Genomic DNA, 18,885 nt, shown 5'->3' on the forward strand with positions numbered 1-18,885 from the left:
TATCTTGATTGCTTACTAGTTTTAAGGGGGATATGTGTAAACGTGGAGAAGAAAAAGTCGAAGTTTAAACCATTTTTGCTTATTATTGTGGGGGTTATTGTGGTCCTATTCGTAATTGGGACACTGTCCGACGATTCCACATCCAATTCGGATAACAAGACAGCAGCGAGTGGAACGGACGCAAGCAAGTCCAAGGATCATGAAGCAAAATATGCCGAAGCACAGGATTTATTTAAAAATGGAAACTATGTTCAAGCAAATGCGGTCGTGGATGATGCTATTAAAGCTGAGCCAAAAGAAGAGTATACCAAACTGAAAGCGGATATAGAGGCTAAGATCAAAAAGCGGAAAACCGAGCTTGAGGCCAATTTCGAGATTAAAGAAGACAAGGTCGAGAATATTACCTTTATTTCGCCTTCCTCCGGTGTTACCAAGGGTCTCGTATTTTATCCATACATCGGTATAAAGGATTCTAACAAATACATGATCCTGCGAGTTGGGTTTCAAGAGGATGCTTCTAAGGCATTGTTTGTGTTTACCAGTGTGAAGGTACGTGCCGGAGAGCAATTACAGGAGCTTAAGTTTAATCCAATGAACAAATTGAATGATGTTGATCTTTTTGGTTCCGGCATGACCGAGCTAGTAGATATTGACGTAGATAAGAAAATTGAAGATCTAATTAGCAATGTCATTCCAGCAAACGATGAGACCATTGTTCGTTTTGAGGACATTTCCAATAAAGCAACGGACTACACGTTAACCGAGAAGCAGAAGAAAGCGATAGCAGATATCGTCGAATATTACAATTACCTCGATTGATTCAGACATTTCCTAGCACCGCACTTTTAGTTATTATAACTTACTCCAAAGAGCCGAATTCCTTAACAAGAATGCTGGCTCTTTATTTTGTTCTCGGAATATAGCCCTCCCATCTTCTTATATCAGGAAGCGAGGGCTGTTCACGTTGATTCATCAATCGAAAAATAAATGGGATTCACGAATACGACGGCTTGTTGCTAAAAGAAGCACATGCTACAATTGTTAGTAAATGACCATTTACTAATGGGGGGGTTAATATGGGCAGACCACGTGAATTCACCGATGAGAACATCTATTACGGCGTTTATCAGTCGCTATGCAAGAAGGGGTTCGCACAGACTACGCTCACGGATATAGCGAACGAGATCGGTGTATCTCCTGCAGCATTGATCAAACGATTTTCCTCAAAGAAGGGCATCTTCCTCGCTTATAGCAATTTTGTCATTCAATTGACTGAAGCGAAGTTTACTGAAGCGGATCAGAGCGACGCCCCGCCGATCGAAGCGTTAAAATCCGTTTATAAAGAGGCGGTCCGGTTAGGAAATGACCCGGTTTCCCTGGCGCGCCATACCAGTTTTTATCTGGAAAGCACGACCGACCCTGAATTGCTGGAAAGGTCGAAACAGCGCCTGGCTATTATTGATGCTGGAACGAGAAGGCTGCTGAGTAAAGCTGTTCAGGGCAAGTTCCTTCAATCTTGCGATATCGAGCTGGTCAGCACCGTGCTGCAGTCCGCTATCAGCGGTGCGCTCCTGATCTGGATTCGGGATGCCGGGAAGTCGCTAGACGCTCTAATCGACGATTGTTTTCGCGTTGTGATCGGACCGCTACGAATAGGGGGGAAAGAAGATGCCAACGATGACTAGCCACCATGCAGATCTATACTACGAAGTGCACGGGGAGGGTCATCCGGTCATATTTACCCATGGCGCTTCCTGGAATCACAAGCAATGGGAGCCGCAAGTTCAGTTTTTTGCCGAGAGATATAAGACGATTGTTTGGGATGTCAGAGGGCATGGTTACTCCTCACTTCCGGAAGGAAAGGTTGACTCGGAAACGTTCAGCAAAGACTTAATAGCTTTGATGGATCACCTTGAGATAAAGCGAGCCGTGCTATGCGGATTGTCCATGGGTGGTCATATCTCCCTGCAAACCGCGATTCGGTTTCCTGAAAGGGTAGAGGCTCTTGTATTAATCGGTACTCCGTTCACCAACGCATTTAACTGGTTCGAAAAATGTTTTGTCCCCTTTAACCGTTGGTCTTCCCGGATGATCCCGATCCGGCTAACCGGTAGGATCCAGGCGGCCATGCTCTCGAAGTATAATCCGGATAACCGAGCATACATTGAGGAAGCATTCAATATGCTGACACAAGAGAGATGGCTGCGCTTATGGGATGCGATCACCCGGATGGAGAGCCGCGAGCATTTGGACCATGTACAATGTCCCGTTTTACTGCTTCAAGGCGAACATGACACCATGATCAAAAGGCAGCAGAAATATATGCACTCGAAAATAAGAAACTCGGAGCTGCACATCATTCCGAGAGCTCACCATGCAACGAATCTTGATAATCCGAATGCCGTAAATGAACAGATATCCAGGTTTTTAGTCAAGCATCGCAATGAATTTTGATCGTTCCCCCTACTTCGTCTAGATCAGTGCTCAAATTTCTTACCGAATTGAATATTTTATAGTAAAATAAAATTTGCCGGTTCAATTTAAGAGTAGAGTCAAAGACTCTATCGGGTGAGGAGTTATTAAGCACGTGAAAAAATTATATGCATCATGGTTCGGAAGCTACTGGAGCCCCTATCTGGTCATGGCTTTGGCAGGTATTCTCAGTGCGGTCTATTTTGGGATCACCAACACGGTTTGGGCCGTAACCGGAGAGTTTACCCGTCTTGGAGGCCATATTCTTGAATTCTTCGGGGTGGACGTATCGGACTGGGCCTATTTCGACCTTGTCCATATGAACGGAACGACTTGGACCCGAACCGATGGTTGGATCGTGTGGGGGATGTTTATTGGAGCCCTTATTACGATTTTGCTTAGCAACAACTTCAAGATCCGGATGCCGAGACAGAAGCGGCGGTATGTGCAGGGATTCGTGGGCGGCATCATAGCGGGCTTTGGAGCCCGTTTGGCGCTGGGCTGCAATCTCGCGGCATTTTTTACCGGTGTACCTCAGTTTTCGCTGCATTCCTGGATCTTTATCGTTGCTACGGCTGCGGGCACGTTCCTGGGCGCCAAGCTGGTCAATACGAGGTGGTGGAAAGGCAAGCCAGTTCTGAAGATGGGCGGTACAACGCCGATAGCTAAGACCGGGAAAAGCCGGCAGCCCCTTCTTGGAGCGGTTCTCGGTTTAGCGTACATAGCCCTCATCGTATATTTCTATGCCACTGGACGCACCATGCTTGGAACAGCCGCACTCTTCGGAGCGGCATTCGGAATCCTGATTGAGCGGGGGCAGATCTGCTTCACTTCCGCTTTCCGCGACCTGTGGATCAGCGGCCGGGCTACGATGACCAAAGCGATTGCCGTCGGCATGGCGGTCAGCTCTGTCGCTACGTTGATCATTATTCTTGTATACGGTTTAGACCCCATTACGAAAATTGCGGCACCTAGCACCTTTATCGGCGGATTGCTGTTCGGACTGGGGATCGTCATGGCCGGCGGCTGTGAAACCGGGATGATGTACCGCCTGATGGAAGGGCAGGTCGTGTTTTTGCCAGTGTTTATCGGCAACATTATCGGAGCTACCGCTTTGGCGTTTGCTTGGGATCACATGGGGGTATATAACCTGCTTGTGAAGAGTGGCGCGCCAGTCAACCTGATCACTGAGATGGGTCCGGCGGCTGCATTACTTGTAACACTGCTAGTACTCGGGGCCGGGTTCGCGGTCGCCGCATATTGGCAGAAGAACTACCGCTACGGCGTTGGATTCAAGAAAGGAGATGCAACTCATGTCCGTTGATTTCACACTGGATCTCCGGGGGGAATCTTGTCCTTACCCGGTCATTTACACCCTCGAAACACTGCGCGATATGAAAAAAGGGCAGACGCTTCAGGTCATTTCCGACTGCCCGTCCGCTTTCCGGAATGTGCCGGAAGAGGTCGTCAAGCACGGCTACAGCATGGCACAAGAGCCGGTCAAGAACGGCCAGGAATTCAGCCTCTTTATCCAAGTGTAAGAGAAATAACGCTAAATCAATGTTCAATAATGACGAAAGCCTCCCACATTCGACAGGGAGGCTTTCTCGTGTTATTAGCGGGACTTAATTCCCGAATAAGCTTTGGATCAATTGGCTGGCGAGGCCATAGCCCAAAGGGCGGACGGTTAGATGTTGCTTCCGAGCATCATCGACGAATAATCCGAGACCCGGTTTTCCTTCAACCCATCCAAAACAGCCTCACGCGTTGAATGGACCAGATAAACATCCCATATAAAAAGTCGAAACAGAACAATGATCGCAATGATGATGATAACGATTATGCCGTACCTCTTAGATTGAGTTTTCTCTTTGTCCACCTGAATGTCCGTTTGCTACAAATCTTTCCAATCATAGATATTGTTACCATACACAATACAATAATGGGTCCGTAAAGCTCATCATCGCAAGGCTCTAAAAGAGCCATTCCTCTGCTTATTAGGGATACGGGTTCATGATAGGAATCGTTAGGACATAAAAGCTTTTTTTGTTGGTGCAGCTGATGCGGACATCCGTGAATGCAAGCAGCAAAGCAATCGGGGGCCTACAGCTACACATGCATTGTCAACGTCAGGCGCTTTCTTTGTGCTGTACGACAAGAAGTGCCGGATGTATACTTTAGAGAAAAATTAGGTGGAGGGAGGTTAAGCAGGAGATGAATTCCAGAATCAGTAACCATCTATACTTACGCCGAGAGGGGGGAGCTCATGAAGCTGCAGGCGTCCGGGAAATCATCCACTTGGTTTGTGTATCAAAAAATCGTGATCGTATTTATCGTATTATTGCTGCCTCTCATTACCATGAGCCTCTGGCTCAACTTCAAAGGAATGTCCGTTTCCAAGGATGCGATCTTGGATTCTTCATTCGCGGGGGCCTCTTTTTACTCCAAACAGCTGGACAAAGAAATGTATTTTATCCGGAATTTGCAGCTGGAGCTGCTCAATGACCAAGATTTGCAGAAGCTGGGCTTTCGGGGCGGGACCCTGGATAATTATGAAGAGGTGGCGCTGATTGACCAAATCCGGGACCGGCTTGCCACGTTAACGGTATCGAGCGAATATGTTCTGAATGCCGGCGTTTATGTGGAATCCGTGGGAAAAACCATCTCAACCTTCTCCGGGGTTACCAATACGCCGAATGTTGAAATGGAGCTGATTTCATCGCTGCTTTCGGTGAAATCCAAGCCTTCGTTTTATCGAAGCGGCGACCGTATCTTTTTTATCGAAACAGAGAACAACGGCAAGATCTGGTCCTATATCGAAATAGCCAGGCCTAAGCTCCTTGAGGCTTTAAAAGAAATCGCCAAACTCTATCCCGAATCCGAGGTGCTGCTTGGAAATAAGGAGCTCGGCTCCATTCTGGCAACCGAAGCGGAACCAGCGCAGACGACAGGCATCCTGGCGCTCGCCGGCAGTGGAGATTTGAATAGCCTGGAAACGCCCACCAAGGGCAGCATGCATGGCGTTGACTATTTTATTATTCAAAATGACGTCAGCTCCCTCGGATTGGAGCTGATCATGTACGTAAACCAGAATGAAATTACGCGCCCGCTGAGCCAGTTTATTACTTGGTTTTACACGTTGTTTATTATTGCACTTATCGTGCTGATCCTGTATTCGTTCTCCGTCAATTTGATGATTCACAGGCCGCTGTCCAAGCTTGTCAAGGCGTTTCATATGATAGAGACCGATAATTTGGATATTACGATCGAATCCAAATCCAAGGACGAGTTCCACTATGTGTTCAACAGCTTCAACAATATGACCCTGAAGCTTAAACACTCCATCGAAGAAAATTATGAGCAAAAAATGGCGCTGCAGCTCTCCCAGCTTAAGCAGCTTCAATCCCAGATCAATCCGCATTTTCTATACAACAGCTTCTTTAATATTTACATGATGTGCAAAGTAAACGACGCGGAAAGCGCAGCAGAGCTATCGCAGAAGCTGGGGAGCTATTATCAGTACATTACGAGAAGCGGTTCGGACGATGTTCCATTCGTCAAGGAATACCGCCATGCGCTTGATTATTGCGATATTCAGTGCATCCGTTTCTCCAACCGGATTGCATACGAGGATGGAGGGCCGTCCGGAATTCCGCCAGCCTTTTCGGTTCCTCGGCTCATCATTCAGCCGATCGTGGAGAATGTGTTCGAGCATGCGTTCGTGGACGGCATGGACGATGGGAGGATCTATATCAACGCGGATTACCGGGATGGCAGGCTGCGGGTAACGGTGGAGGATAATGGGAGGATGGTAACGGATGAGCTGATCGCGCAATTAGGCGAAAGGCTGGGAGACGATTCCAAGCAAATGGAGAAGACGGGTTTAATGAATGTGCATAACCGACTTCGCCTTAAATACGGGCCCGAAAGCGGGCTGTTCATTTCGCGCAGTGTCTATGGCGGTCTTAAAGTAGAGCTGATCATAATCGACGTAAGTGAGGAGGCTTCGTAATGTATCGACTGTTGATCGTAGATGATGAACCGGTGATCACGAACGGTCTGGTTCAGTTATTTGAGGAAAACCCGGAATTTGAGCTGGATGTCCTTAAAGCGTATTCGGCCAAGGAGGCGCTTGCGATTGCCAAAAAGATGAAGCTGGATATCCTTGTCAGCGATATTCGGATGCCGCAAAAAAGCGGGCTTCAGCTGGTGGACGAGCTGATGTATTATTGGCCGATGTGCCGAATCATCTTTTTGACGGGATACAGCGAATTTGAATACGTGCACGAAGCGCTGCGCAAAAATGTGGACAATTACATCCTGAAAACCGAAGGCATCGATCCGATCTTTACTGCTGTCCAACAGGCTTGCCAGAGGCTTGATGAGGAGAATCGCCGCAGAGTACAGGAAGACAAGTTGAAGCAGCATGCAAAAATCGCCAGGCCCCTGCTGAAAAACGAACGGATGGAGCGAATCCTAGACGGGGAGCCGATCCGTGCACTATTGACCGATACGCGTTATGAAGGATTGGACTTTCGCATTTGTCCAGACCTGCCTTCGTTATTTGTGATGGGGTGCATAGACGAATCGGCGCATTCGGCATCCAGGGAGATGATCTCATCCATACAGGGGATATTTATGAATGATTTACCGTCCTCGTTTAGCTGCGAGCAAGCGGTTTATGAACGAACACTCATTTGGCTTCTTCAACCGGATGCAGAATTATTGGGCCGCTTCCAAGAAGGGGAGAGCGAGGGGACGATTTCGTGGAGCGGAGTCACGGGCTATATGAAAGGGATCCTGGAGTCTATACAAAATGAATGCGACGAATTGCTCGGGGTACAGGTATCCTTCGGAATTTCAGGGAACCTGAAGGAAGCGTGGGGGACGATCCGGGAGCAATACGCAACACTGCGGATGATCTTGAAGCAAAAGCAAGCGTTGGGTCAAAGCATGGTGATCACTGACATTTCGAAAGTCGGAGAACCGATTGGGAACACGGGCGAACAAGCGCGCCATCGCGAGGGTGATACGAAATCATTGGTCATTGCCCAGATTCAGAAATACATACAGGATCATCTGGCCGGGGATGTCTCCTTGACCGCGATCGCGCAGGAGGTGCATTTTAATCCATCCTACCTGTCCCGCTACTACAAGCAGATGACGGGGCAGAATTTGCTGGAATATATTCAGGCCAAGCGCCTTGAAGCAGCAATCGACTACATGCGGAACACGGACTTAAAGCTGCAGGAGATCGCTGCCCGGGTCGGTTTCGATTCGCATTCGTATTTCACGACGTTTTTTAAGCGGAAGATGGGCATGTCTCCTCAGGAATACCGCAGTTGACGGAGCCGGGTTATCGCGCAGCCTTGAAAACAAGTAAATAAATTGAAAGCTATGTAAAAATCTTAAAATTGATAGCGCTTTCTTCCGGCATATATAATTGGACCCAAGAAGTAAAGACCAAAGCAGTCTACAAACGATTCGAAGGGGGAAAGCCATCGACATGAAAAGAATCAAGCCATGGAAAATGATTTTGCTTGCCACATTGTCGTTATTTGTCATATCTGCATGTTCAGGTCAAGGTAAAGAGCCAGCAAGTTCCCAGCCGCAAACCGAGACCAAAGAAGAGGGCGGCACGGCGGCGGCTCCGCCTGATCCGTTGGGGAAATATCCCGAGACGGTAACCGTAACGGAGGTAATGGGCTTCAATCCGCCCGAAGATCCCCGGACGCCGAAGGGCATTACGCCGGAGCAGAATGCTTATCTTAAAGATTTGAAAGAAATGCTGAACATTGAAGTGAAATACAAATGGACGGTCCCATCCAGCCAATTTAGTCAAAAGTTCTCGCTTGCCTTGGCTTCTGGCGACCTGCCGGATATTTTGGAGCTGGACGGTAAAAATTTCGAAAAGCTGAAGAAGCAGGGGATGCTTGCCGATCTGACCGAGGCCTACAACGATTACGCATCGCCGACATTAAAGAAGTATATGGAGTCTGACGGCGGTTTCGCCATGAAGACGTATTCCCAGGACGGCAAACAGTTAGGAATCCCGGCTTTTGAGGACCCTTTCTTATCGACGCAGCTGCTCTGGATTCGCAAGGACTGGCTCGACAACCTGAAGCTTGAACCTCCTAAAACCATGGACGAGCTGGAGATGGTCGCCAAAGCATTTGTCCAGCAGGATCCGGACCAAAACGGCAAGAACGACACCTACGGACTCGTGCTGCAAAAGAATTTGTTCTTCTGGGGCTTTGACGCAAGAGGATTCTTCAACGGCTTTGGCGCGTATCCGTCCATGGGCGATGGTCAAACGGCATGGATTCAAGACGGCAGCGGAAAGCTGATTCCGGGTCTGATCCAGCCGGAGGTAAAAACAGCGCTTGGCAAGCTTCAATCCTGGTACAAAGAAGGCATCCTGGATAAAGAGTTTGCGCTCAAGGACGAGAACAAAGCGGTCGAGGACATTACCGCAGGCAAAGTCGGCATTTCCTACGGGGAATGGTGGTATCCGAACTGGCCGCTGAACCTGAATGTGGATAAAGATCCGAACGCGAATTGGATTGCCATTCAAATTCCTGGTTTAGACGGTCCGGGCAAATCGCTGGTGCCTAAAATCCGGGGTGACAAGGTATATGCGGTGAACAAGAAAATGAAGAACCCTGAAGCCGCTATCAAAATGATCAATTTCTATATTGAGATGGGGAATAAGGAGTATTTGAATCAGAACCAGGCAGAGAAGGGATATGTATACAACTGGTTCAGTCCGCGGATCTATAACCCTGCCCAGATCGAAACCATTTACACCGAAGTGAATAAAGCGCTTGAAGCGAATCAGACGGAAATTACGCTGGATGATGAAAATTACAAGAACGTCGCCGACGTCTTCAAGGCCACCAAGGATTACTTGGCTGGTGATACATCGAACGCGAGTAAAGGCGTGAACTGGGGACAATATTTCAGCCGTGCAGCGAAGGACGGCGGCTGGGGCTTGACCCGCCAGATCAAAGAAAAACAGGCGTTTGTCAACCACGAGTTCTACGGTCTTCCAACGGCCACGCAGGTGGAGAAGGGGGCCCAGCTGGATAAGCTTATGCAGGAGACCTTCACCAAAATTATTATGGGGTCTTCCGTGGATGAATTCGATAAGTTTGTTGCCAGCTGGAAGTCGCTTGGCGGCGACGAAATTACGCAAGAAGTCAATGATTGGTACAGCCAGCAAGCCGTAAAATAGTCGTTCCAAAGCGGGGAGGAGGCGTTACCGGTTACCGGCGCCTCCCCCCCGTTTTACAAATTCATAGAGCTTACGTTGCCATATCCTGAAATGTCCGGGAGGTCCAGCTGTGAGAACGCTGAAAAAAGAATACTTGCTTCATTTGATGTTGCTGCCCGGTGTTATCGTGACACTGATATACGCCTATGGGCCGATGGTAGGCCTGGTGATGGCGTTTCAACAATTTGAGCCGCTGTCCGGCTTCTTTCACTCCGAATTCGTTGGATTTGAAAATTTTCAGTACGTGTTCGGGCTGCCGGATTTTAAGCAGGTCATGTGGAATACGCTCGTCATTTCCGTATTTAAGATGGTCCTGCATCTGCTTGTGCCGTTAATACTCGCCCTGCTGCTTAACGAGGTCACCCGAAAGTGGTTTTCCCGGTTTGTGCAATCCGCCATTTTCCTGCCATTCTTCCTATCCTGGACGGTTCTCGGCGGCGTCATCATCGAATTATTCTCGCTTAGCGGTCCGGTAAACGGGTTACTGACCGCCTTTCATCTGGAGCCGATCATGTTCATGCTGGATAATGACTGGTTCCGTGGGATCATCATCGGCTCGGACGTCTGGAAGGGCATGGGCTATAACATGATCGTGATGCTCGCAGCCATCGCGGGGATCAATGCCAATCTTTATGAGGCTGCTGAGGTCGATGGTGCCGGAAAATGGAAGCAAATGCTCCATATCACGCTGCCGGGCATGGCTCCGATCGTGATTCTTCTTGCCGTGCTAAGCCTGGGGGGAATCCTGAATGCGGGCTTCGAGCAGATCCTGATTATGTATAATCCGACGGTTTATGAAGGCTCGGATATTATCGATACGTTCGTCTACAGGCTCGGCATGTTCAGCCAGCAATTCGGACCGGCGGCCGCCGTCGGGCTGTTTAAATCGGTCATTTCGCTTGTCCTGGTGTCCGTGACCTATTATGCGGCTTACAAATATAACAATTACCGGATCTTTTAGGCTGGGGGGAGAGAAATGCACAGACCAACGATGAGCAGAAGACTGTTTGTCTTGTTGAATACGCTGCTGCTTACGACGATCACTGTACTTGGCATTATTCCATTCATTCACTTGCTTTCGATTTCCTTAAGCTCGAATACCGCCGCCATGGCTGGTGAAGTGAAGCTGTGGCCGGTTGGTTTTAATGTAGATGCTTATCGGTACCTTGGAGAGAAAGTGGAATTCTTCCTCTCGTTCGGCGTTTCACTGGAGCGGGTCGTTCTGGGAACGGCTGTCAATATGTTCTTGATATTCATTACGGCATACCCGCTATCGAAATCGAAGGAGCAATTCAAGCACAGGACGCTTTATGTGTGGTTCTTTGCCATTACGATGTTTTTTGGAGGCGGATTAATTCCGACTTATATCACGGTTAAAAATACGGGACTGATTGATTCGATCTGGGCTTTGATTCTCCCAGGCGCGCTTAACGTATGGAATATGGTGCTGATGCTGAACTTCTTCCGGACGATTCCCAAAGAACTGGATGAAGCGGCTACGATTGACGGGGCAGGACACTGGCGGGTGTTATGGAGCATTTATCTGCCTGTATCCCTTCCGTCCATTGCGACCATCGGCTTGTTCACCATTGTGGGTCACTGGAATTCGTGGTTCGACGGCATCCTGTATCTCAACTCGCCGGAGAAATACCCGCTCCAGACGTACCTGTCGACATTGATTATGTCCATAAACTCGCAAATGACGTCCATCTCGATCGAACAGCTTAAGGCGATGGAGAATTTAAGCGAGAAAACGCTCCGAACGGCCCAAATCTTTATGGGTGCGCTTCCGATTATGCTCGTCTATCCGTTCCTGCAGAAATATTTTGTTAAAGGAATAACCGTCGGCAGCGTGAAGGAATAAAGCAGCGGAGCAAGCAGGAAGGGGAGAGCTATTATATGAAAAAAGTGTCGGTTGCATTAATCGGAGCCGGGCTTCGCGGAATCAATTATTTGGAGTATGCGCTGCAGCATCCCATGGAGCTCGAAGTCACCGCCGTGGCGGAGCCGGTTCGGGAGCGAAGAGAGAGCTTTAAGCATAGGCATTGGATCGACGATGCCAATTGCTTCGAGGATTGGGACGCATTTTTTGCCGCGCCCAAGATGGCTGACGCCGTCCTGATCTGCACCCAGGATAAGCAGCATTTCGAGCCGACGATGCGCGCGCTGCAGGCGGGATATCATGTGCTGCTGGAGAAGCCGATGTCGCCGGATCCGGAAGAATGCATACGGATGGGGGAAATCGCTTCAAAGGCCGGAAAGGTGTTTTCGATCTGCCACGTGCTGCGGTATTCGCCGTTCTTTCGGACGCTGAAGGAGCTGCTGGAAGAGGGCGTGATCGGCCGCCTGATGTCCATCCAGCATAATGAAAATGTGGGATACTGGCATCAGGCACACAGCTTTGTAAGAGGGAATTGGCGCCGCAAGGATGAATCCAGCCCTATGATTCTGGCAAAGTCCTGCCACGATCTGGACATCTTGCTCTGGCTGGCGGATGCGGACTGCGTTCGGGTATCCTCCTTCGGTTCACTCACTCATTTTACGGCTGCCGAAGCGCCGGAAGGAGCGCCGCTGCGCTGTCTGGACGGATGCCCGGCGGCGGATGAATGTCTCTACTATGCGCCAAATCTTTATTTAACGGCGGATACGAACTGGCCGACATCTGCCATCAGCGACGACATGAGCTACAGTGCGCGGTATAAGGCGCTGCAGGAAGGACCGTATGGCCGATGCGTTTATCATTGCGATAACGACGTGGTTGATCACCAGGTGGTGAATTTAGAGTTTTCGAACAGCGTCACGGCAGCATTTACGATGAGTGCCTTTACAAGGGATGTGAGCCGGACGATCAAGCTGATGGGGACGCGCGGTGAGATTCGGGGGGCCATGGAAAAAAACGAAATCGAGATCATTCATTTTGGCAGCGGAAAGGTCGAAAGGATTTCCTTTGACGATATGGGCGGTCATGTCGGCCACGGGGGCGGAGACATGCGGCTGATCAAGGATTTTCTGAAGCTGGTCCGCGACGGTGGTCAAACGCAAGGGCTTACCTCGGCGGACCGCTCTGTGCAGAGCCATCTGATGGCTTTTGCAGCCGAGCAATCCCGAATCGAGGGATCGATTATTCGTCTTGAAGAGTTTCGACAGCGTTATACCGCCAAATGATTCACAAAGAAATGACAAAATGCCGGTCTTTAAGATCTGCATTTTCATTATTAATCGTTGCTTAATCGTCTATCGACATGGATTGGTTAATCAATCGTAAGTGGCTGGTTCGTCAGGGATCGAATCCAAGGTATCGCACTTAACATCGTCCATCGCATGACCGGATTTTTCATCGTAAATCGTTTCATCATGTACTTCGATGCTTCAACCTCGTGGAATGCATATTTACTCATTTCGTGATAATAATTGTAGATCGCTGTTTCAAAATCCGCTTCCTGTTTCATCGCAGCCTCAAGCTTGTCGGCGAGGAGACCTGCATCTCGCAGGGCCGTGTTGCCCCCGTGCGATCCAGTAGGAGGCATGACATGGACTGCATCACCCATAAAAATAACGCGTGAGTTGGGCCAACGGGAGGGTTTCCTTCCAGCTTTGAATTTAACTCCCATCGTATAATCTACGTCAGCATGCTCGATTAGACGCCGGATCGCCGGGTGGAAGTCTCGCGAAACATTTTGGGCCACCCGAAACAGCAGGTCGGGGTCAGAGGTAGTTTGATATTCCGAGAACCTTTCTTTGGGCATGAGAACAGCCCACATGATATAATCATCAACCATGGGAGGCGGCTGGACGATTCCCATTCGGGAGAACGCAGCTTGGGGAGCTTCGCGAAAGGCCATCGTCGTAAAAAAGATGCCGTCGCCTGAACGACCGATGGCGTGGATACCGCTTGTTTTGAGACCTTCGGGCATCAATGGTCTATCTTTTTCATGAACCAATCTAGTACGGCCATAAATCGCCCAATGGTTCACATCTTCCGGTTCACAATCCGGAAGGTATTGTTTGCGTAGGGATGAATGTACTCCATCTGCACAAACGATGAATGCTGCATGTGCGGAAGTTCCGTCGTTGAAGTGAAGGACGGCCCCATCCGGGTTAGATTCGGAATGGACCACTCGTTTCCCAAAATGCACCCGTTCTTGAAGTCCTTCCAGCATGATCGTGCGCAATGTTTGGCGATCCGCTTGGCGAGGGATCCGTAAGTCGGTGCCCGTTGGGTCTCCTTTAAACGTGAGTTTGAATATTTCGCGTAGTTTCCCATTGGTTAATCTAAAATAACTATCAAGGTCAGTAGGCGAAGTAGTGGCCAGAAACAGCTCGAATAAACGAGGAGGAAGACATCGCTTTATGGCGGCAATCCCGTGTTCATCTACCGTAATTCGATACCCTTGGCGACGGGCGTCCACAGCTTGATCGCGTTCATACACTTGCACTTCCATCCCGGCCCGAAGCAGTGCTTGAGCTAAGCATAAGCCGCTTAAACCTGCGCCCACAATGGCGACCGAAACTTTGGGAACATTACTCGCTGTTCCTGTCTTCGGGCTAATATCCATCTTGTCTGCATGCATGATAAGACACTTCCTTTCCGGGAAATAAACAATGTCTCAATTACTTCATTATTGATACAATACAATATGGAACAGTGACCTTAACCCGGCGCAGGAAGGATCATGAACTAGGTCTGTAGAATGGTTTTGTTGGAATGAAAACATGCACGCAAGGAGAGCGGGATGATTGACCGAATCAAGAAATGGGCTAGAAAGCTAAAAGGAAAGATATTCGTGCTCTATTATGCTTACAAGGATCCTCGGACCCCGTGGTACGCCAAAGTATTTGCCATTTGTGTTGTAGCCTATGCGTTTAGCCCCGTTGATCTGATTCCAGATTTTATTCCTATTCTAGGCTATCTGGACGATGTGATCTTAGTTCCACTTGGAGTAGCCATCGCACTGAAAATGATACCTCCTGATGTCGTCCAAGAGAACGAAGAGAAAGCCGAGCAACGTATAAAAAACGGTAAACCGAAGAATTGGCTTGCAGGAAGTTTTATTATTCTCCTATGGATCGCGGCATTCCTTTGGGTTTCGCTGATCATATATCGGTACATGGTGGACTGATCGAATAAAAGAGCGTTGCCAGCGGCAGCTGCTCTTTTTTTTCGATCTATATTAGAGGCTAGCGTTGCTGCGTTCACGAATCGCAAAAATGACGATCATCGTTACGAGTAGATTGGCAATTTTATTTTTCCTAAGCGCTGACTTCCCAATGGTGCAAACCCATGATATCATCTAATTAGACATATATTAAATTAAACGATCGTTAAATTTAATATTCAGGAAGGAGTGCTGGAATGAGCACGGACTTTTACCTGGTTAGACATGCTGAAAAGCAGAAAGGAACTGGAGATGTTTCCATTTCTCCATTAGGGATACAGCAGGCTCGGATGACAGCAGCATATTTTCGTAAAATGCCCATAAGCAGAATCTGCTGCAGTCCTCTTCAGCGAGCCAAGCAGACCGCTGGGTTCATTGCAGAAGCCGTGAATCAAACCATATTGGAAGATACCCGGTTACGGGAACGAGCAAACTGGGGAGACCTCCCTGGACAAACATTTCAGGAGTTTATCGAGATGTGGAATCACTGCACCTTGGAAAGAGATTTTGTCCCCCCAGTCGGCGACTCTGCAAGAAGGGCAGGCGAGCGCTTGTCTTCCTGCATAGTGGAGCTTTCGGCTCAGCACACAATCGAGCGGATCGTTATCGTGACGCATGGCGGGTTAATCACAGACTTTATGGTAAACGAATTTTCCCAAGATGAGTTGAATGCCTATCACCCGGACTTTGTTCAAACGCAGAGTCGACTGGTCCCTGAGTGTTCTATCACTCATATAAAATACGTTGATGGGCGATTTGTATTAATCGATTTCGCAAATATAACGCACTTACATCTTTTGGGATAAAATCTGTTGGAGTTCTTCTATACGCTGAAAACAGGCTGCCCTACATTCGGCGGCTTGTTCGCCGAGCGGCCCTAAACCCCAATAATTGCAACATGATGGCAAACGCAGTCCTAAAGCGCACTATTGACATTCGGAGCTTGCAGCTGTAATTTGTGAATATAAAATAAAAACATTCATAAAATCATAAATAAATTCATGAAGGATGTGAACAGCGACATGCCAAAAAAGTTTTCCGAGCAGGAACGCGAATGGATCCGTCAGAAATTGCTTTCGGAGGGGCGGCACCAATTTGAAACAGCAGGTCTTCGCAAAACGAGCGTGGAGGATTTGACGAAGGCTGCCGGCATTGCCCAAGGCTCGTTTTACATGTTTTTCGCTTCGAAAGAGGAGTTATATTATGAACTTCTGCTGGAAGAGGAACAGCGTATCCGCAATACTGTGCTGGATTTATTCCCCCCTGATGAGGTTTGCAGCAAGGAAGGCATCAAGCGGTTTCTTTCCTATTCATTAAGAATGATGGATGAAAGCCCGCTCCTCCGGAAGATGATGGATCGGGGCGAGATGGAAATGTTGTTCAGGAAGTTACCCAAGGTGCAGCTGGAACGCAATTTTAGCGAGGATCAAGAAGCGCTCTTGCCGATCATTACGTCTTGGCAAAGAGCGGGCATTTTATCCGGTACGCCTTCTGAATCGATTGTGGGGATGATTCGATCCTTGGCCTTGCTGACGCTGCACAAGAATGACATCGGAGAAGCCCAATATACGGCAACGATCGAGCTGCTGGTCGAATTGTTATCGGCTGGTATGCTTGCGGCATCAAGGCCTTTTAAAGGAGACGAGCCGGTATGATCGAAGTTAGAGGGCTTCATTTTACCTATCCGAACCGGAGCGAGCAGACCCTGCGCGGACTGGATTTTGTGATTCCAACCGGGGAAATCTTCGGATTCCTCGGTCCTTCCGGCGCGGGTAAAAGCACGACGCAAAAGCTGCTGATCGGCGTGCTGAAGGGCTATCAGGGAAGCGTAAAAGTAATGGGCAGCGAAATCAGGGATATCGGTCCCGACTATTACGAACGAATCGGGGTTGCCTTTGAATTCCCGAACTTCTACAGCAAATTTACGGTTCTTGAGAATTTAAAGCTCTTTCGTTCCCTCTACAAGGGAAAAACCGAGGATCCTATGCATCTGCTGGAACAAGTCAATCTTGCAGATGCTGCAAACATGAAGGTGTCCCAGCTGTCCAAAGGGATGAAGATGAGGCTTAACTTCTGCCGGGCGCTGCTGCACGATCCGGATATCCTCTTTCTGGATGAGCCCACCTCCGGCTTGGACCCGGTGAACGCGAAACGGATGAAGGAATTGATTCTGGCGAAAAAGGCGGAGGGGAAGACCGTCCTCATCACAACGCATAATATGCAAGCGGCAGAGGAGCTTTGTGATCGAGTAGCATTTATTGTTGACGGTGAAATCAAACTGATCGATTCGCCAAGAGAATTGAAGCTGCGGAAGGGAAGGAAGGAGCTTCGCGTAGAATTTCGCAAGAACGGCCAGCTGAAGGAAGCCTTATTTCCTCTTGACGGTATTGGCGGGAATGATCAATTTCTTAAGATTATAAAGAATGATATGCTCGAAACGATTCATTCGCAGGAGGCATCCCTTGAACAAATTTTTATCGAGGTGACGGGGAGGCAGCTGATATGAAAGGCTTATCCCTGTTGATATTCGACCTGCGTTTTCAATGGCGTCATGGATTCTATTTCGTTTATGTATTCGTTTGTTTTTGTTATTGGATCTTGCTTAGGTTCATTCCAGAAATCTATAAGGAGACGACAGCCATAGCGCTGACCTTCAGTGACCCTGCAGCTTTAGGACTTATCATGGCAGGCGGGATGGTTTTGTTGGAGAGGGACCAAGGCGTCCACGATCCGCTGTTCGTCACGCCGGCTCATATTCGGGATTATTTGCTGGCGAAAGCCGGATCGCTGTCCGTCTTGTCCCTTGCGGCAGGATGGGCCATTCATGCGGCAAGCGGCAGCCTTCCGCAGTCACCGCTTGCTTTTTCTGCAGGCATCGTCCTGACGTCAACCTTTATGACCTTGCTATCGATAGGCGTGGCGGCACGACACCGTACCATCAATGGTTTTATTCTGATGGTGCAAGTCTACGCTTTGCCATTTGTCCTTCCATTGCTGGGCTACTTTCATTTATGGCATACGGATCTGTTTCTCCTGCTTCCGACCGAAGGGACACTTCGATTACTCGGTTCTCCTTCTGGCGGCCTGTCCGTAAATCACCTTCTTTACTCCGCATTCATCCTATTGATCTGGAATTCCGCAGCATATATCTGGGCACACCGCTCTTATTCACGCCATGTGCTGATGAGGATCGGAGAAGGAGGGGATGGCAATGGAAAAATATAAAGCCCTGATGATGAAGGATTTTCGGCACGCATTGAAAGACCCCGTGCTCATGGCGGCTATGATCGGTCCGCTGGTGCTTATCTTCCTGTCCAGGTTCGGTTTTCCTATAGCCGTTCATTGGCTTGACATGCATTATTCGTTTAATCTTGAGCAATATCGCGGCTTTGCTGCCTCATTGTTAGTTGTGACGATCCCGATGTTAACAGGGATGCTTACGGGGCTGCTTATCCTCGACGAACGGGATGAGAATATGATAGCCTATTACGCGGTTACGCCGCTGATGCGTAAAGGTTATTTGCTGTATAGAGTGGCGCTTCCAACCCTGCTGTGCATCGTTTTATCCGCAATCTATTTGCAATGGTCTACGATGTCGGTCGTTCGATGGGAAACGCTGTATGCTTTGCTGCTGCTGGCATTGGAATCGCCGTTGTTTACGCTCTTTCTCGCCGCATTCTCATCAAATAAAGTGGAGGGACTGGCCTTATCCAAAATCGGAGGGTTGTTCATCATAGGCCCTGTGGTGGTTCATTTTGTTCCGGGAGCTTGGCAGGTGCTTGGGGCTTTGCTGCCTAGTTATTGGCCGGCAAAGGTCCTCGATCTGATCATGCATGATGAACCATTCCCTGCATTTGTGTTCTTCTTGCTGGGCTTGCTATTACATCTAGCGTGTTTGTTTCTCATGATCAATGTGTTTAAAGCCAAGCAAGCATAGATCTCTCTTGCTAGCATAGGGACGAAAAACAGTGCTGCGGGTGGAGG

At 48.7% G+C, this 18,885-nt stretch carries 18 protein-coding genes; 17 read left to right on the forward strand and 1 reads right to left on the reverse strand.

From position 1 onward, the window contains the following. Positions 1-42 precede the first annotated feature (42 nt). The 11 genes from NST08_RS13360 to NST08_RS13410 all read left to right on the forward strand — a co-directional run bounded on the left by NST08_RS13360 (position 43) and on the right by NST08_RS13410 (position 12,910). Complete coding sequence (locus NST08_RS13360; protein WP_210094884.1) at positions 43-819, forward strand: hypothetical protein; 777 nt, start codon at positions 43-45, stop codon at positions 817-819. 257 nt (positions 820-1,076) lie between these two features. After that, positions 1,077-1,685, forward strand: a complete 609-nt coding sequence (locus NST08_RS13365; RefSeq protein WP_210094885.1) for a TetR/AcrR family transcriptional regulator — start codon at positions 1,077-1,079, stop codon at positions 1,683-1,685. Beyond that, positions 1,669-2,454: an alpha/beta fold hydrolase gene (locus tag NST08_RS13370; RefSeq protein ID WP_213613994.1), complete on the forward strand. Its 786-nt coding sequence runs from the start codon at positions 1,669-1,671 to the stop codon at positions 2,452-2,454. Before NST08_RS13365 ends, NST08_RS13370 begins: the two co-directional genes overlap by 17 nt. Positions 2,455-2,587: 133 nt before the next feature. Next, positions 2,588-3,796 (forward strand): selenium metabolism membrane protein YedE/FdhT, encoded by a 1,209-nt coding sequence (yedE, locus tag NST08_RS13375; RefSeq protein WP_210094887.1) that lies wholly within the window; start codon positions 2,588-2,590, stop codon positions 3,794-3,796. Further along, entirely contained in the window at positions 3,786-4,013 is a 228-nt protein-coding gene (yedF, locus tag NST08_RS13380) for a sulfurtransferase-like selenium metabolism protein YedF (protein WP_007131822.1), read from the forward strand. The genes yedE and yedF overlap by 11 nt, the downstream gene beginning before the upstream one ends. Before the next feature lie 725 nt (positions 4,014-4,738). Next, entirely contained in the window at positions 4,739-6,484 is a 1,746-nt protein-coding gene (locus NST08_RS13385; protein WP_210094888.1) for a histidine kinase, read from the forward strand. Next, positions 6,484-7,818 carry a response regulator transcription factor gene (locus NST08_RS13390; protein ID WP_028406641.1) on the forward strand — a complete coding sequence of 445 codons (1,335 nt, stop codon included), beginning with the start codon at positions 6,484-6,486 and terminating at the stop codon, positions 7,816-7,818. Before NST08_RS13385 ends, NST08_RS13390 begins: the two co-directional genes overlap by 1 nt. Positions 7,819-7,978: 160 nt before the next feature. Then, positions 7,979-9,706 (forward strand): extracellular solute-binding protein, encoded by a 1,728-nt coding sequence (locus tag NST08_RS13395; RefSeq protein ID WP_028406640.1) that lies wholly within the window; start codon positions 7,979-7,981, stop codon positions 9,704-9,706. Positions 9,707-9,815: 109 nt separating this feature from the next. After that, positions 9,816-10,706, forward strand: coding sequence for an ABC transporter permease (locus tag NST08_RS13400; RefSeq protein ID WP_007131827.1), 891 nt, complete (start codon positions 9,816-9,818; stop codon positions 10,704-10,706). 15 nt (positions 10,707-10,721) lie between these two features. After that, on the forward strand, positions 10,722-11,609 hold the full coding sequence (locus NST08_RS13405; RefSeq protein ID WP_007131828.1) for a carbohydrate ABC transporter permease: 888 nt from the start codon (positions 10,722-10,724) through the stop codon (positions 11,607-11,609). Positions 11,610-11,644: 35 nt separating this feature from the next. Then, entirely contained in the window at positions 11,645-12,910 is a 1,266-nt protein-coding gene (locus tag NST08_RS13410; protein WP_341341839.1) for a Gfo/Idh/MocA family protein, read from the forward strand. An 86-nt stretch (positions 12,911-12,996) separates the two neighbouring features. Here NST08_RS13410 and NST08_RS13415 read toward each other — a convergent pair whose 3' ends face one another. Then, on the reverse strand, positions 12,997-14,316 hold the full coding sequence (locus tag NST08_RS13415) for an FAD-dependent oxidoreductase (RefSeq protein WP_341341840.1): 1,320 nt from the start codon (positions 14,314-14,316) through the stop codon (positions 12,997-12,999). A 162-nt stretch (positions 14,317-14,478) separates the two neighbouring features. Between NST08_RS13415 and NST08_RS13420 the strand changes: the two genes are divergently transcribed. From NST08_RS13420 to NST08_RS13445, 6 genes are all read left to right on the forward strand, one after another. Next, a complete protein-coding gene (locus NST08_RS13420; RefSeq protein ID WP_210094890.1) occupies positions 14,479-14,865 on the forward strand; it encodes a YkvA family protein in 387 nt (128 codons plus the stop codon). A 233-nt stretch (positions 14,866-15,098) separates the two neighbouring features. Next, positions 15,099-15,707, forward strand: coding sequence for a histidine phosphatase family protein (locus NST08_RS13425; protein WP_210094891.1), 609 nt, complete (start codon positions 15,099-15,101; stop codon positions 15,705-15,707). 216 nt (positions 15,708-15,923) lie between these two features. Next, positions 15,924-16,556 (forward strand): TetR/AcrR family transcriptional regulator, encoded by a 633-nt coding sequence (locus NST08_RS13430; RefSeq protein ID WP_244869095.1) that lies wholly within the window; start codon positions 15,924-15,926, stop codon positions 16,554-16,556. Further along, positions 16,553-17,407, forward strand: a complete 855-nt coding sequence (locus tag NST08_RS13435; protein ID WP_210094893.1) for an ABC transporter ATP-binding protein — start codon at positions 16,553-16,555, stop codon at positions 17,405-17,407. Before NST08_RS13430 ends, NST08_RS13435 begins: the two co-directional genes overlap by 4 nt. Further along, positions 17,404-18,126, forward strand: coding sequence for a fluoroquinolone export ABC transporter permease subunit (locus tag NST08_RS13440; RefSeq protein ID WP_210094894.1), 723 nt, complete (start codon positions 17,404-17,406; stop codon positions 18,124-18,126). Before NST08_RS13435 ends, NST08_RS13440 begins: the two co-directional genes overlap by 4 nt. Then, the gene (locus NST08_RS13445) at positions 18,113-18,838 is read left to right on the forward strand and encodes a hypothetical protein (RefSeq protein WP_210094895.1); all 726 of its coding nucleotides are present in this window, start codon (positions 18,113-18,115) and stop codon (positions 18,836-18,838) included. The genes NST08_RS13440 and NST08_RS13445 overlap by 14 nt, the downstream gene beginning before the upstream one ends. The last annotated feature ends 47 nt before the right edge of the window (positions 18,839-18,885 follow it).

The organism is Paenibacillus sp. FSL K6-1566 (assembly GCF_038050475.1).
Lineage (GTDB): Bacteria > Bacillota > Bacilli > Paenibacillales > Paenibacillaceae > Paenibacillus_AQ > Paenibacillus_AQ lactis.

Coding starts and splice junctions, on each gene's coding strand:
- NST08_RS13365 (WP_210094885.1), top strand. CDS start 1,077: ATGGGCAGACCACGTGAATTCACCGATGAGAACATCTATTACGGCGTT.
- NST08_RS13370 (WP_213613994.1), top strand. CDS start 1,669: ATGCCAACGATGACTAGCCACCATGCAGATCTATACTACGAAGTGCAC.
- yedF (WP_007131822.1), top strand. CDS start 3,786: ATGTCCGTTGATTTCACACTGGATCTCCGGGGGGAATCTTGTCCTTAC.
- NST08_RS13385 (WP_210094888.1), top strand. CDS start 4,739: ATGAAGCTGCAGGCGTCCGGGAAATCATCCACTTGGTTTGTGTATCAA.
- NST08_RS13390 (WP_028406641.1), top strand. CDS start 6,484: ATGTATCGACTGTTGATCGTAGATGATGAACCGGTGATCACGAACGGT.
- NST08_RS13395 (WP_028406640.1), top strand. CDS start 7,979: ATGAAAAGAATCAAGCCATGGAAAATGATTTTGCTTGCCACATTGTCG.
- NST08_RS13405 (WP_007131828.1), top strand. CDS start 10,722: ATGCACAGACCAACGATGAGCAGAAGACTGTTTGTCTTGTTGAATACG.
- NST08_RS13410 (WP_341341839.1), top strand. CDS start 11,645: ATGAAAAAAGTGTCGGTTGCATTAATCGGAGCCGGGCTTCGCGGAATC.
- NST08_RS13415 (WP_341341840.1), bottom strand. CDS start 14,316: ATGCATGCAGACAAGATGGATATTAGCCCGAAGACAGGAACAGCGAGT.
- NST08_RS13420 (WP_210094890.1), top strand. CDS start 14,479: ATGATTGACCGAATCAAGAAATGGGCTAGAAAGCTAAAAGGAAAGATA.
- NST08_RS13425 (WP_210094891.1), top strand. CDS start 15,099: ATGAGCACGGACTTTTACCTGGTTAGACATGCTGAAAAGCAGAAAGGA.
- NST08_RS13430 (WP_244869095.1), top strand. CDS start 15,924: ATGCCAAAAAAGTTTTCCGAGCAGGAACGCGAATGGATCCGTCAGAAA.
- NST08_RS13435 (WP_210094893.1), top strand. CDS start 16,553: ATGATCGAAGTTAGAGGGCTTCATTTTACCTATCCGAACCGGAGCGAG.
- NST08_RS13440 (WP_210094894.1), top strand. CDS start 17,404: ATGAAAGGCTTATCCCTGTTGATATTCGACCTGCGTTTTCAATGGCGT.
- NST08_RS13445 (WP_210094895.1), top strand. CDS start 18,113: ATGGAAAAATATAAAGCCCTGATGATGAAGGATTTTCGGCACGCATTG.